We start from the raw sequence: 12932 nt of genomic DNA, 5'->3' as shown, positions 1-12932 counted from the left end.
CCACTCGAGGAGTACAACAAACGACTGCTCGTTGCGACGACCACGTGAACCCGTCACGAATTTTCACTCACAAGGCGCAACGTTCGCACGGATACGACGCGTCGTCCCAACCCTCTCTGACCAGCACCTCGCGGACCTCGCGGTACACACCGCACGGGTCGTCGGTCACTTCGTGCCAGCCGTACATCAACCGCGGCAGGTTCCTCAGCTCCGCGGCATTGTCACGTCTGCGATCGCGAAATCGCCGCTGCTTGGCAGAGTGGAAGGCCTGGCCGTCCAGCCTGACGATGAGGTCGCAGATCTGGTAGCGAATGTCCTCGAAAAGCTGTCGGCCGTCGACGAATACCGGGGCCTGCCGCTGCCCGACCGGCAGACCGTGTGCCTGCTCGACGTCGAGTACGTAACGGTGTTCGAGTGCAGAATGGACTCCGTCGCGCATGAGAGCCAGCGTGTGCAGAATCGGTTTGAGGTAGCGCATCGGTCGCCGGACTTCGACCTTGCTCGTCATGGCCGCGACGTTCACGCCACCCGAAGACATCGCCGAGACCAATGTGATCGTCGCTTGCCTCGACGTCGGCTCTGCGACAACGAGATCGAGGACCGTATCGACGGTGCTCGTTCGCGCCGGATTCGTCTCGGCACCGATGTGTCCCATGGCTCGGGAACGGTGGACCACTACCCCGGGATGGATTTGTTCGTTGCTTTTAGAGGTGAAGTTCTGCTTGGCGTGCCTCATCGTCGGCGGCTTGCTGGTGGCCGAGCATCCGTACGGAACGGTGACGTGAACCGGGCCTGCCCCAGGCCGAACCCACCCCCATTCCTCCGCGGCGGTGGTGTGACTGAGCAACGCTCCCCGCCCTGAGTACAGCAGCACTGCAGACAATTGCATCTCACGAGTCAGCGGCCCATTGGTCACCGAGACGACTCCACGAAACACTCTCAGCCACTGCCCGGTTTCCACGTAGTGGTTGATCGAATCCTTGTTGACGCCGAAAGCATGCATCTGTTTCGTCGTGATGATTCCGTGCTGCTCGTCCAATAATCGCTGCCAGGTACCCGCTGGTCTTGTCCTCATGGACCTCAGGATGGCCGGTTTCCAGCGCCCACGTCAGAATCTATCCACAGGCTGTGCATAACCTCGGGTCGTGAGTGGAAACTCGACCCCTGCTACGAGGTTTCGTGCACGTGCGGCGAAGCCGCTCTACATTCGTCGACGCCCCGTCAACGCGCGGCCCAGCGTCAACTCGTCGGCGAATTCGAGGTCTCCGCCCATGGGTAGGCCCGAGGCGAGGCGGGTGATCGCCAGGCCGGGGAAGTCGCGCATCATGCGCACCAGATACGTGGCCGTTGCTTCGCCCTCGGTGTTGGGGTCGGTGGCGATGATGACTTCGGTGACGTCGACGCCGTCGTCCTGGGTTCCGACGCGGGTCAACAACTCTCGGATGCGGAGCTGATCCGGGCCCACTCCGTTCAGTGGATCGAGTGCCCCACCGAGCACGTGGTAGCGGCCCTTGAACTCTCGCGTACGTTCCACGGCTTGAACATCTTTGGGTTCTTCGACGACGCAGATCATGGATCTGTCACGACGTGAGTCCGCGCAGATTCGACACAGTTCCTTGTCCGAGACCGTGCCGCAGACGATGCAGAACTGCACACCGTCGCGAATGCGCTGCAGCGCGCGCATCAGCCGATCCACCTCGGGAGGTTCGACGCCCAGGAGGTGAAAAGCTATGCGCTGAGCACTCTTCGGACCGACCCCGGGAAACTTGCCGAGTTCGTCGATCAGATCCTGAACCGGACCTTCGTACACCGCCTAGAACCCGGGCAGGCCGGGCATGCCACCGAGACCACCAGCGAGGGGGCCCATCTTCTCGCTCGCGACGGCCTGAGCCGCGCGAGACGCATCGGCGATAGCGCCGATCACGAGATCCTGGAGGGTCTCGATGTCTTCGGGGTCGACGACCTTGGGGTCGATGGTCAGACCGACCACCTCACCGGTTCCCTTGACGGTGGCGACCACGAGGCCACCGCCCGCCTGGCCGGTCACTTCGGTTTCCGCGATCTCGGCCTGCGCCGCCATCAGCTGCTGCTGCATCTGCTGGGCTTGCTGAAGGATCGATGCCATGTCGGGCTGTTCACCGGGTTGCACTGTGCCGTCCTCTCGCGTGGGTCGAAGCGATCCCCAGCGTAGTCGCACGAAGGTTCGCGGATGCCGCGCCACACAGCTGAGGATGCGTCACAACTGAGGCGCGTACCATCCTCGAATGCACGAACCGACGAACCCCGAGGGTCGCTCCCCTCGCAAGCGTCGGGTGACGCCCCAGACCATGGCCGAGGCGGGTATTGCGCTGACGCTGCCGAAGGTGTCGGTGAAGTCGGTGGCCGAGAGCCTGGGCGTGTCGATCGTCGCGATCTACAACAACATCGACGATCTCGGTTCCCTCAAGGCGCTCGTGGCGGAGGAGATTCTGCGCAGGTGGTCGCCTCCGCTTCCCGCTGACGACGAATCGATGCACGACGCGTTGCTGACCCTCGCTTCCGCGATGCGCGAGCTGGTTCACTCCAACCCGGGCATCGCGGAGTATCTGATCGGCCTGACTCCCAGCTCGATCGACGCGATCCGTATGGCCGACTCGGTGCAGACGCGCTATCGAACTCGATACGACCTCACTCCGAAGCAGGCGACGTGGGCTGTGATCACCGTCTGCGAGCATGCGCTGGCCTTGTCCGAGATGGTCTACAACTCTGCTCGACGCGATCGTGAGTACGACGACGCGATCGCGGCACGCACCGACCTGGACACACTGCCGGGGGCCTACGACACGGTCGACCGTGGACCCGACGGGATGTTCCTGTGGTCGATGCGCACCGTGGTCGTCGGAACACTCGAGCTCATCGAGGCCCCCGACTTCGAGCAGGCTTAGATCAACTCGCGGCGCAGGTTCTCCAGCGTCGCGGCCTGGATCTTCTTCAGTCCCAGCGGTGCGAAGGTCTTCTCGAAGAATCCGCCGATGCCGCCTGCACCCTTCCATTCCGTCGTCGTGGTGACTGTGGTTCCTGCGCCGTCCGGGGCGACCGACCAGGTGGTGACCATGGAGGAATTGGCGTCGCGTTCGGTGATGGTCGATCCGGCGACGGTGACGGTCGCGGCGACGTTGCGCACTCGCTTCTCGGTGGCCTGCAGGGTCCACGTGGCCACGGTTCCGTCTCCTTGCCCGCCCTGGACCACCTCGTAGTCGCGGTACTGCTCGGGGAGGATGCGTGGGCGCACCGTCTCGTAGTCGGCGAGCGCAGCGAGCACTCGATCCGGTGTGGTGGCGATGGTGGCGGAACTGGATGCACTGACCTGAGCCACGGAAACGTTCTCCTTCGATAGCGAACGGGATGTGCGTCCATACTGCCTCGCCGCGCACGCGCGGCCGGCATCCCGCCGGACCGTGTGTGACGTGCTTCACACAAGAAATTCCGATCCCGCAAAACACATGTATGACGCAACCATTTGTCCGATTTACTCCGATTCTTCGCCGAGATTCGGCAACAGTTGCGTGAAGTTTCACCGGTCGGACGCCGATGCCGGTGGAGACCACGCGGTACGAGATATAGCGTCTGAGTGTGGCTTCAGTGAATGCTCTTCTCGGACGACGGCCAGAACCGAGGGAGAGCGGTTACGCAGCGCACCGGTCGGGTGTCGAGCAGCTGCTTCGCAGCTATCGCGCAATTCCCGCCGATGCGACGGTGCGTCTGGCGAAGAAGACGTCCAACCTGTTCCGGGCCAGGACGACCACCACCACACCGGGGCTCGACGTGTCGGGCCTGAGCAAGGTCATCACCGTCGATCCCGCCTCGCGCACAGCAGATGTCGCCGGAATGTGCACCTACGAGGACCTGGTCGACGCGACGCTTCCCTACGGCCTTGCACCCCTCGTCGTCCCACAGCTCAAGACGATCACCCTCGGCGGAGCCGTCACCGGACTCGGTATCGAGTCGACGTCGTTTCGTAGCGGACTTCCCCACGAATCGGTGCTCGAGATCGATGTCCTCACCGGCAGCGGCGAGATCGTCACCGCAACACCCGAGGGCGAACACGCAGATCTCTACTGGGGCTTTCCCAACTCGTACGGAACCCTCGGCTACTCCACTCGGCTGAAGATCCAGCTCGAACCCGTGTTGCCGTATGTCGCGTTGCGCCACCTGCGATTTCACGATCTCGAAACCCTGCAGTCCACGATGGACAGAATCGTCGAGCAGCGCGAGTACGACGGCATCGAGGTCCAGTACCTCGACGGTGTGGTCTTCAGCGCCGACGAAAGCTACCTCACCCTCGGCGTCCAGACCGACGAACCGGGACCGGTCAGCGACTACACCGGTGCCGACATCTTCTACCGCTCGATCCAGCACGCATCGGACACACCCAAGACCGACCGCCTCACCATTCACGACTACCTGTGGCGCTGGGACACCGATTGGTTCTGGTCTTCCCGCGCATTCGGAACACAGAACCCGAGAATCCGACGCTTCTGGCCGCGCAAGTACCGGCGCAGTAGCTTCTACTGGAAGCTCATCGGTCTCGATCGTAAGTACGACATCGGCGATCGACTAGAGAAGCGCAAAGGAAATCCGCCGCGCGAACGCGTCGTGCAAGATGTCGAGGTTCCGATCGAACACACCGCAGGCTTCGTCGCGTGGTTCCTCGACAACATCCCGATCGAGCCGTTGTGGTTGTGCCCGTTGCGTCTTCGTGAGCCCGCAGCACCGGGCGCGAATCCGGCCCGGCCGTGGCCGCTGTATCCACTCGAACCGAAACGCACCTACGTCAACATCGGCTTCTGGTCTTCGGTCCCGATCGTTGCAGGCGAACCAGAGGGTGCCGCGAACCGCGCCATCGAGAAGAAGGTCACCGAGTTCGACGGGCATAAATCGCTGTACTCGGACGCTTATTACACCGAACATGAATTCGCCGTTCTGTACGGCGGCGATCGATACGAAGTGTTGAAGAAGAAATACGATCCCGAATCCCGATTGTTGGATTTGTACTCGAAGGCGGTGCAACGCAGATGACGACGTTCAAGGACTCCGGCAATCGCACGGTGAACGGTGCCCAGAAGCTCAAGATCTCCGAGATTCTCGAACTGATCTCCGACGGCAACATCCCACTGCGCTTCACCGCTTACGACGGCAGCACCGCAGGACCCGAGGACGCCAGAATCGGCCTCAACCTCAAGAGCCCGCGCGGAACCACCTATCTCGCAACCGCTCCCGGCGATCTCGGCATGGCGCGCGCGTACGTCTCGGGCGATCTCGAAGCAACGGGAGTCCATCCGGGCGACCCCTACGAGCTGCTGGCGCTGATGGGCGACGAGCTGCACTTCCGTCGCCCCTCGGCGATGACACTGACATCGATCGCCCGTTCGCTCGGCTGGGATGTGTTGCGGCCCATCGCTCCCCCACCCCAGGAAGCGATCCCGAGGTGGCGTCGTATCGCAGAAGGTCTGCGCCACTCCAAGACTCGCGATGCAGAAGCGATCCACCATCACTACGACGTGTCCAATGCCTTCTACGAGAAGGTGCTCGGCCCCTCCATGACGTACACCTGCGCGGCGTTCGAGAGCGTCGATCAGTCTCTGGAAGCCGCACAGGAGAACAAGTATCGCTTGGTGTTCGACAAGCTCGGCCTGCAACCGGGTGATCGCCTGCTCGACATCGGCTGCGGTTGGGGCTCGATGGTGCGCTACGCCGCCCGCCGCGGAGTGAAGGTGATCGGTGTGACGCTCTCGCAGGAGCAGGCGTCGTGGGCACAGCAGGCCATCGCCGACGAGGGGCTCTCCGAGCTCGCCGAGGTGCGCTTCTCCGACTATCGCGACGTGCCCGAGACCAACTTCGACGCCATCTCCTCCATCGGACTGACCGAGCACATCGGCGTGCACAACTACCCGTCGTACTTCACGTTCATCCAGTCCAAGCTGCGCGACGGCGGCCGACTGCTCAACCACTCCATCACCCGGCCGGACAATCGCGCACACGCCAAGGCCGGCAGCTTCATCGACCGGTACGTCTTCCCCGACGGCGAACTCACCGGCTCGGGCCGCATCATCACCGAGATCCAGGACGTCGGACTCGAGGTCCGGCACGAGGAGAACCTGCGCGAGCACTACGCGCTGACGCTGGCCGGATGGTGCCGGAACCTCGTCGAGAACTGGGACGCCTGCGTCGCCGAAGCAGGTGAGGGAACAGCCCGTGTCTGGGGCCTGTACATGGCCGGGTCTCGGCTCGGCTTCGAGCGCAATGTGGTTCAGCTGCACCAGGTTCTGGCCGTCAAGCTCGGACCGAAGGGACAGGCCGACGTCCCCCTGCGGCCTTGGTGGAACGGCTGACGCTTGTGAGCGGAACCTCGTAGCAGGGGTCGAAGTTCCGCGCACATGGGAGCGTCAGCGACCCGTTCCCCGCAGGATGACCCGCGCGGTCTCGGTCGGCTGATCCCAGTGCGGGAAGTGTCCGCATTCTTCGAACCAGTGCAGGGTGGCGTCGGGGAATCGCTCCAACGCCACTGTCGCCTGGCTGGGTGTGGTGACCTTGTCCTGACGGCCCCAGCCGATGAGCAGCGAGCCCTGCAGGGAACCTTTCGGGGAACCCTGTTGCTTCGGCCCGTGGATCAGCGCCTTGCGTGCGGCGTCGAGCGAAGGCGATGTCTTGGAGGAGAAACCCTTCAGCTCCTGCTCGACCAGCCCACTCGGAAGTTTCCAGGGCGCGGCCGAGAACTGCGCCAGTGCAGCAGTTCTGGTGACCGGGTTGCCGGCCAGGAACGGTACCAGCGGCTGCACGTTCTTCATCAGCGCCAACGATGCGGTGATCGTGGCCCCGAAGATCTTGACCTGCCGGTCGTTCCAGAACCCGCCGGGATCGAGCGCCACCATGGATCCGCGGTGACCGCGGCGGGCCAGCTCGACGACCATTCGCGCACCCATCGAACTTCCGACGAGATCGGCGTCGGACAGCCCCTCGCTGTCGAGAAATTCCCGCAACGCGTCGGTCAACGTCGCGATGGAGACCTCGGCCAGGGGCGGAGTCTGCCCGAACCCGGGTAGGTCGAGGGCGATGACCTCTCGGTGCTTGGCGAGGGCGGGCACGATGGGGTCCCAGTTGCGGTGCGAGGAACCGAGACCGTGGACGAGGACCAGGGGCTTTCCGGTGCCGGTTCTGACGCTGTACATACCCCGCGTTGTACCCCGAGCGCGCCGATCTACACCTTCGGGATGTAGTGCGACGGGTCCGTGCGGCGTTCCACCGGCGGCAGATTGCGGGCCGGCGTATGGACCAGCGGCGACGTCGGGTCGATCCGGCCCCGAGCACGGTCCCATCCGGCGCGGCCTCGCGGGTGCAGTCGCCGTCGAGGCGGAACCAACCCGAACACGAGGTTCACTGCCTTGCCGAACAACGCCAGGCGCTTCTCGTCCTGGGGAGACCAGCTGTAGCCCAAAAGCCGGCGTACCGGCTCGTCGTAGAGCCCGACGGTGATCCAGACGAACAACTTCGCCACCGGACGCCGGAACACGGCCCAGATCGGCTTCGGCAGCCAGGCCGCATACGGCGGTGGTCCCAGCTTCGACAGGTCCAGCACCCCGCGGGCGGCCATGTTGTCCTCCAACACGTGTCGGCACATGTGATCCCAGTACTGCTGGAACTCCGGCCAGGTGGCAGGCACCGACCGCATGCTCATGCCGTAGAGGCGATACCACTGCACGTGCTCGTCGAACAGCTGCACCTTCTGAGCCTCGGTCAGCCCGCCCATGAAGTGGTCTGCGGTGAGCACCGTGCCCATGAAGAAGGTGGCGTGCGCCCAGTAGAACGTGTCGGGATCGAGCGCGTGGTACTTGCGGCCCTTCGAGTCGATCCCTTTGATGTTCGTGTGATAGCCGCGGACCTGCAGCGCGGTCTCCTCGGCCCGATCGCCGTCGAACACGACCCCACCGATGGGGTACAGAGACCGATACAGCCGCTGCCAGCGCTCGTCGAAGAACGTGGAGTGCTGCTCCACCCCGGCTCCGAGCCCTGGGTGCATGTTCTGCATCGACCCTGCCCAGACGCCCTGCAGCATCCCTCGCCAGTCGCCGAAGTACTTCCAGGTCAGCGAATCCGGACCGAGCGGGACGGGTCGATCGGGCTGACTACGCATGTTGTCAGACTAGGGTTGACAACATGCGTAGTCAACAGTTGGAGGAACGCAGATCCAAGCGCTACGACGCGTTGCTCGCGGCCGGGGTCGAGCTCCTCGGCTCGCCGGACGGTCCGGCCGTCAACGTGCGGGCCGTCTGCCGTACCGCCGGCCTGACCGAGCGGTATTTCTACGAGAGCTTCGCCGACCGCGACGCCTTCGTCCGCGCGGTGTACGCGTGGGTCGGCACCAGAGCGCAGGGCGCTTTGCTCGACGCCGTGATGCAGGCGAGCACTGCCGAGGACACCATCGCCGCGCCGGTGCGCGCATTCGTCGAACTCATCATCGACGAACCGCGAACGGGACGGGTGCTGCTCATCGCGCCGTTGGCCGAACCGGCACTGAGCCGACGCGGTCTCGATCTCCTGCCCGGCTTCGTCGAGCTGGTGCACTCCCAACTGCCCGACACCGACGATCGACAGCTGATCGCCGTCGGAACCGTCGGGGCGTTGACGGCCCTGTTCATCGGCTATCTCGACGGCACGCTCACCGTCACCCGCGAAGCCCTCGTGGCGCACTGCATTCGGCTGATTTCCGAGGCCTCCGTGCGAGGATGACACCACCTCTAACCGAAGGAGTTCTTCATGTCCGATCTCGACCAGTCGTTCGCCGACGCGCAGGTAGACGTCAAGAAGCTCACGTCCAAGCCGAGCAACGACGACCTACTGAGCCTGTACTCGCTCTACAAGCAGGGTTCGATCGGTGACGCCTCGGGTAAGCGGCCCGGACGACTGGACATGGTGAACCGAGCGAAGTTCGATGCCTGGGCGAAGCTCGAAGGTACGAGCCAGGATTCGGCGAAGCAGCAGTACGTGGATCTGGTGACCAAGCTCCTCGCCGGCTGAGCCAACGGCTATGGTCGAGTGCGGGGGTAACGCAACGAAGGGACCCGCATGAGACGCACCGACAGCGACGTCGACGAGGCCGAGCTCGACATCGAAAAGCCGAAGACCCACGCGGCAGGCCCCGTCGCCGTCGCAGTGTCGATGAAGCGAGCGCTTGGCCACATGGGCCCGAAGCGCACCGCGCAGACGCTGCTCAAGCTCAATCAGGCCGAGGGTTTCGACTGCATGAGCTGCGCGTGGCCCGATCCCGATCCGGGCCACCGACACGCGGCGGAATTCTGCGAGAACGGCGCGAAGGCCGTTGCCGAGGAAGCGACGACGACGCGGGCGACGCCGGAGTTCTTCGCGCAGCACAGCATTGCCGAACTCGACAGCCACACCGAACACTGGCTGGGCCAGCAGGGCCGGATCACGCACCCGATGATCAAGCTGCCCGGCGGCAGCCATTACGAGCCCATCGAGTGGGACGACGCATTCCGCCTGATCGGCGATGAGCTGAAGTCCCTCGCGAGTCCCGATGAGGCCATCTTCTACACCTCGGGTCGCGCCTCGAACGAGTCCGCATTCACCTATCAGCTCTTCGCCCGGGCGTTCGGCACGAACAACATGCCCGACTGTTCCAACATGTGTCACGAGTCGACGTCCATCGCGCTGCAGGAATCGATCGGCATCGGCAAGGCCAGCGTCACGCTCGACGACGTCCACAATGCCGAACTGATCATCCTCGCCGGTCAGAATCCCGGAACCAATCACCCCCGCATGCTCTCGGCCCTCGAGATGGCCAAGCAGAACGGCGCAAAGATTCTGTCCATCAACCCACTTCGCGAAGCGGGTCTGCTGAACTTCAAGAACCCGCAGACCCCGCGGGGCATGGTGGGCCCGGGAACGGACCTGTCGAATCTGCACCTGTCGATCAAGATCAACGGCGACCTCGCACTCTTCCAGGCCATCGGCTCGTTGCTGGTGAAGTGGGATGCACTCGATCACGAGTTCCTCGACAACTACACCGTCGGCTTCGACGCATGGAAGGCGCACGTCGCCGAGGTCGACTGGGATCTCGTCACCGAGGTGACCGGACTGTCGGTAGCGCAGATCACCGAGGCAGCCGAGATGTTGCGCGACTCCAAGGCAACGGTCTTCTGCTGGGCCATGGGTCTGACGCAGCACCGCAATGCCGTCGCGACCATCAAGGAAGTCACCAATCTCGCGTTCGCACAGGGAAATATCGGCCGGGCAGGTGCCGGGCTGCTCCCCGTGCGCGGCCACTCGAACGTGCAGGGCGACCGGACGATGGGCATCTGGGAGCGTCCGCCGGTGGCCTTCCTCGACGCCATGGCTGCGGAATTCGACTTCGAGCCGCCGCGCGAGCACGGCTTGGACACCGTCGATTCCATCCGGGCCATGCGCGACGGTAAGGCGCACTTCTTCCTCGGCCTCGGCGGCAACTTCGTCCAGGCGACTCCGGACAGTGACGTCACCTTCGAGGCACTGCGCAAGATGCGGATGACGGTGCAGATCTCCACCAAGATCAACCGCTCGCACCTCGTCTGCGGCGAGACGTCGATCATCCTGCCGACTCTGGGACGCACCGAGAAGGACGTGCAAGCCAGTGGTGAGCAATGGATCTCGGTCGAGGACTCCACGTGCTCGGTGCATTCCTCGCGCGGACCGTTGAAGCCCGCGAGCGAGTTCCTTCGTTCCGAGGTCGCGATCGTCAGCGGCATCGCCGAGGCGACACTCGGCAACCGATACGGTCTCGACTGGAAGGGTTTCCGCGACGACTACCGCAACATCCGCAAGCACATCTCCCGCGTCGTCGCCGGTTGCGAGGGTTACGAGGTCAATGTTCGACGCCCCGGCGGCTTCGTGCTGCCGCATCCGCCGCGCGACAGCCGGACGTTCGAAACCAAGAGCGGCCTGGGCGAATTCGCGGTCTCACCGATCGATGTACTGCAGGTTCCGCCGGGCCATCTGATCCTGCAGACGCTGCGTAGCCACGATCAGTTCAACACCACCATCTACGGACTCAGCGACCGTTACCGCGGCATCGAGAACGGCCGACGCGTCGTCTTCGTGCACCGAGAGGACATTTCGGCGCTCGGCTTCCGCGACGGCGACATGGTCGACCTCGTCACCAAGTGGGACGACGACGACGTGGATCGGTGCGCGCCGTCGTTCCGCATCGTCGAGTACGACACCCCGCGTGGGTCGGCTGCCGCATACTACCCCGAAACCAATCCGCTGATCCCGCTGGATTCGACTGCGCTGCACAGCAACACCCCCACCTCGAAGTCGGTCATCATCGCGATGGTTCCGGCGGGAACAGGCGTGCAGGGTACGGCGAACGGTCATCAGGACAACGAGGGATCGGACGAGGGGCACAAGTCGCACCCGCAGCCGCATCATCTGAGCTGAGGCTCGTACTAGACCAGTGCTCGCCCCGAGCGCATCCGCCGCTCGACATCGCGGAGCAGGATGTTGAACGGAAATGCGCGCACGACGGGCGGCGACACCCGGTTGAGCAGGGACGCGCTGCGCAGCAACAGCGCAAACCGTCTCTGCTTGACCGGGTCCCAGGCCAATTCCATCTCGTCCCGAATCGCTGAGGTAAGAATCCGGTCGTCACGAAGCGGAAGAACGGCCCGATCAGCGGATGCAGTACAGCCGGCTTGGTGAACGTGGCCGAGGCGATGCCGTGTAGGTAACGCCGGATCGTCGGGTCGATGTGAATGTCGTCGAGCGCTGCGTCCCAGTACTTCTCGAAGGCTGCTCGATCTGCGGGCCACATCTCGGGTGGCATCTGAAGCGTCGAGCCCAGGACGTGGCATGCCTGGTACATCTCGTCCACGGTGTCCGGATCGGGCGGCCCGTACAAGGCGACGTACACATCCTCGAGACCTCGGTAGAGGCACGCAGCCACCCACAGCTGCAGGGTCGGATCGAAGGCGCTGTACTTCACCGGACTGTCCGGCGTCGACTTCACCGCTGCATGAGATCGGTTGGTCGCCTTGCGGTATGCGGCCTTGGTCTCGTCGTCGCCCATACCCGCGACGGCGAGATAGGACAACGTGGTTCGGGTGCGCTTGATCGGGTGCCGGTTGATCTGTCCGGATTCGACCCGGCTCTCGAACACTCCGTACCCGACGGCCGGGTGCCCCAGTTGCATGATGACGTTGGCCGAGCCGGCGAGCAGCCCCAGCCCGGTCATGGACTTGCGCAGGAAATCCGGATCGCCGGTCACGACGGCGTCGATTCCGCGCCGATGTCCCACTGCCGGAACTGTCGACGCATCACGTCGTCGGCGGCCTCGACGTCGCGTCGCGCAAAGGCCTCGATCAGTTCTTCGTGACTGCGCACTGCATCTTCACCCCATCGCTTGTCGGTCGCGTACAACCGCGGCGTGTATCTGACCGCACCGAGGAGGAACCACGCCAACTTGGTTCCGCCTGCGATCTTGTTCACGAATCGATGGAACTCGAACTCGTAGTACTCCACCGATTCGGTGTCCGAGCGGGCCACGGCGTCACGGAGACCGTCGTTGAGTGCTGTCAGCCGATCCAGGTGCTCGGGTGTGATGCTGCGAGCGGCCCGACCGGCGAGTGTGCCGGCGATGGTCCCCTGCAGCCAGAAGATGTCGTCCACATCCTGGCGCGAGAGCTCACCGACGCGATAGCCGCGTCGAGGCACCTGCTCGACGAGCCCTTCCCCGCGCAGCGAAACGAGTGCTTCGCGCACCGGAGTGGCACTGACGCCCAGCTCCGCCGCCGTCTCGTCGATTCGCACGAATGCCCCTGGCTCGAGCGCACCCGTGACGATCTGCTGGCGAATACTGGCGGCGACATCCTCCGCGAGCTGTGGTCGACGACGCAACACGATGA

The 12932-nt window shown here is 64.1% G+C and carries 13 protein-coding genes and 1 pseudogene; 6 read left to right on the top strand and 8 right to left on the bottom strand.

Annotated elements, in window-relative coordinates; all coding sequences use genetic code 11:
• Positions 1 to 67: 67 nt before the first annotated feature.
• The 3 genes from QM590_RS15450 to QM590_RS15440 form a co-directional block, all read right to left on the bottom strand.
• On the bottom strand, positions 68 to 1075 hold the full coding sequence (locus QM590_RS15450; protein ID WP_269595588.1) for a type IV toxin-antitoxin system AbiEi family antitoxin domain-containing protein: 1008 nt from the start codon (positions 1073 to 1075) through the stop codon (positions 68 to 70).
• Between the two features lie 126 nt (positions 1076 to 1201).
• Positions 1202 to 1810: a recombination mediator RecR gene (gene recR, locus QM590_RS15445; RefSeq protein WP_032379989.1), complete on the bottom strand. Its 609-nt coding sequence runs from the start codon at positions 1808 to 1810 to the stop codon at positions 1202 to 1204.
• A 3-nt stretch (positions 1811 to 1813) separates the two neighbouring features.
• Positions 1814 to 2125, bottom strand: a complete 312-nt coding sequence (locus QM590_RS15440; RefSeq protein ID WP_217901741.1) for a YbaB/EbfC family nucleoid-associated protein — start codon at positions 2123 to 2125, stop codon at positions 1814 to 1816.
• A 139-nt stretch (positions 2126 to 2264) separates the two neighbouring features.
• Here QM590_RS15440 and QM590_RS15435 point away from each other — a divergent pair, with 139 nt between their 5' ends.
• Positions 2265 to 2924: a hypothetical protein gene (locus QM590_RS15435; RefSeq protein WP_269595587.1), complete on the top strand. Its 660-nt coding sequence runs from the start codon at positions 2265 to 2267 to the stop codon at positions 2922 to 2924.
• On the opposite strand, the gene QM590_RS15430 is transcribed toward QM590_RS15435, so the two are convergent.
• On the bottom strand, positions 2921 to 3355 hold the full coding sequence (locus QM590_RS15430) for an SRPBCC family protein (protein WP_068050479.1): 435 nt from the start codon (positions 3353 to 3355) through the stop codon (positions 2921 to 2923). The two genes, QM590_RS15435 and QM590_RS15430, sit on opposite strands and share 4 nt — an antisense overlap.
• Before the next feature lie 257 nt (positions 3356 to 3612).
• Between QM590_RS15430 and QM590_RS15425 the strand changes: the two genes are divergently transcribed.
• Both QM590_RS15425 and QM590_RS15420 read left to right on the top strand, forming a co-directional pair.
• Positions 3613 to 5058, top strand: a complete 1446-nt coding sequence (locus QM590_RS15425) for an FAD-binding oxidoreductase (RefSeq protein ID WP_187298433.1) — start codon at positions 3613 to 3615, stop codon at positions 5056 to 5058.
• Positions 5055 to 6371, top strand: coding sequence for a class I SAM-dependent methyltransferase (locus QM590_RS15420; protein ID WP_269595586.1), 1317 nt, complete (start codon positions 5055 to 5057; stop codon positions 6369 to 6371). The genes QM590_RS15425 and QM590_RS15420 overlap by 4 nt, the downstream gene beginning before the upstream one ends.
• Positions 6372 to 6425: 54 nt before the next feature.
• Here the strand turns inward: QM590_RS15420 and QM590_RS15415 are convergent, their stop codons facing one another.
• Complete coding sequence (locus QM590_RS15415; protein ID WP_269595585.1) at positions 6426 to 7208, bottom strand: alpha/beta fold hydrolase; 783 nt, start codon at positions 7206 to 7208, stop codon at positions 6426 to 6428.
• A 29-nt stretch (positions 7209 to 7237) separates the two neighbouring features.
• A complete protein-coding gene (locus tag QM590_RS15410; protein WP_269595584.1) occupies positions 7238 to 8170 on the bottom strand; it encodes an oxygenase MpaB family protein in 933 nt (310 codons plus the stop codon).
• 23 nt (positions 8171 to 8193) lie between these two features.
• Here QM590_RS15410 and QM590_RS15405 point away from each other — a divergent pair, with 23 nt between their 5' ends.
• From QM590_RS15405 to QM590_RS15395, 3 genes are read left to right on the top strand one after another with little or no spacing between them, the layout of a single operon-like run.
• Complete coding sequence (locus QM590_RS15405) at positions 8194 to 8766, top strand: TetR/AcrR family transcriptional regulator (RefSeq protein WP_094638731.1); 573 nt, start codon at positions 8194 to 8196, stop codon at positions 8764 to 8766.
• Between the two features lie 27 nt (positions 8767 to 8793).
• Complete coding sequence (locus QM590_RS15400; RefSeq protein ID WP_032379982.1) at positions 8794 to 9054, top strand: acyl-CoA-binding protein; 261 nt, start codon at positions 8794 to 8796, stop codon at positions 9052 to 9054.
• Between the two features lie 48 nt (positions 9055 to 9102).
• Positions 9103 to 11469 (top strand): FdhF/YdeP family oxidoreductase, encoded by a 2367-nt coding sequence (locus QM590_RS15395; protein WP_269595583.1) that lies wholly within the window; start codon positions 9103 to 9105, stop codon positions 11467 to 11469.
• Between the two features lie 8 nt (positions 11470 to 11477).
• On the opposite strand, the pseudogene QM590_RS15390 reads toward QM590_RS15395, so the two are convergent.
• A pseudogene (locus tag QM590_RS15390) lies at positions 11478 to 12262 on the bottom strand (oxygenase MpaB family protein).
• Positions 12263 to 12291: 29 nt separating this feature from the next.
• Entirely contained in the window at positions 12292 to 12927 is a 636-nt protein-coding gene (locus QM590_RS15385; RefSeq protein ID WP_255183170.1) for a GntR family transcriptional regulator, read from the bottom strand.
• Positions 12928 to 12932: the final 5 nt, after the last annotated feature.

The organism is Rhodococcus sp. IEGM 1372 (assembly GCF_030056835.1).
In the GTDB taxonomy this organism is placed as follows: Bacteria; Actinomycetota; Actinomycetes; order Mycobacteriales; family Mycobacteriaceae; genus Rhodococcoides.
Note: the sequence above shows the minus strand (reverse complement) of the source record. Positions and strands in the feature narration are given on the sequence as shown.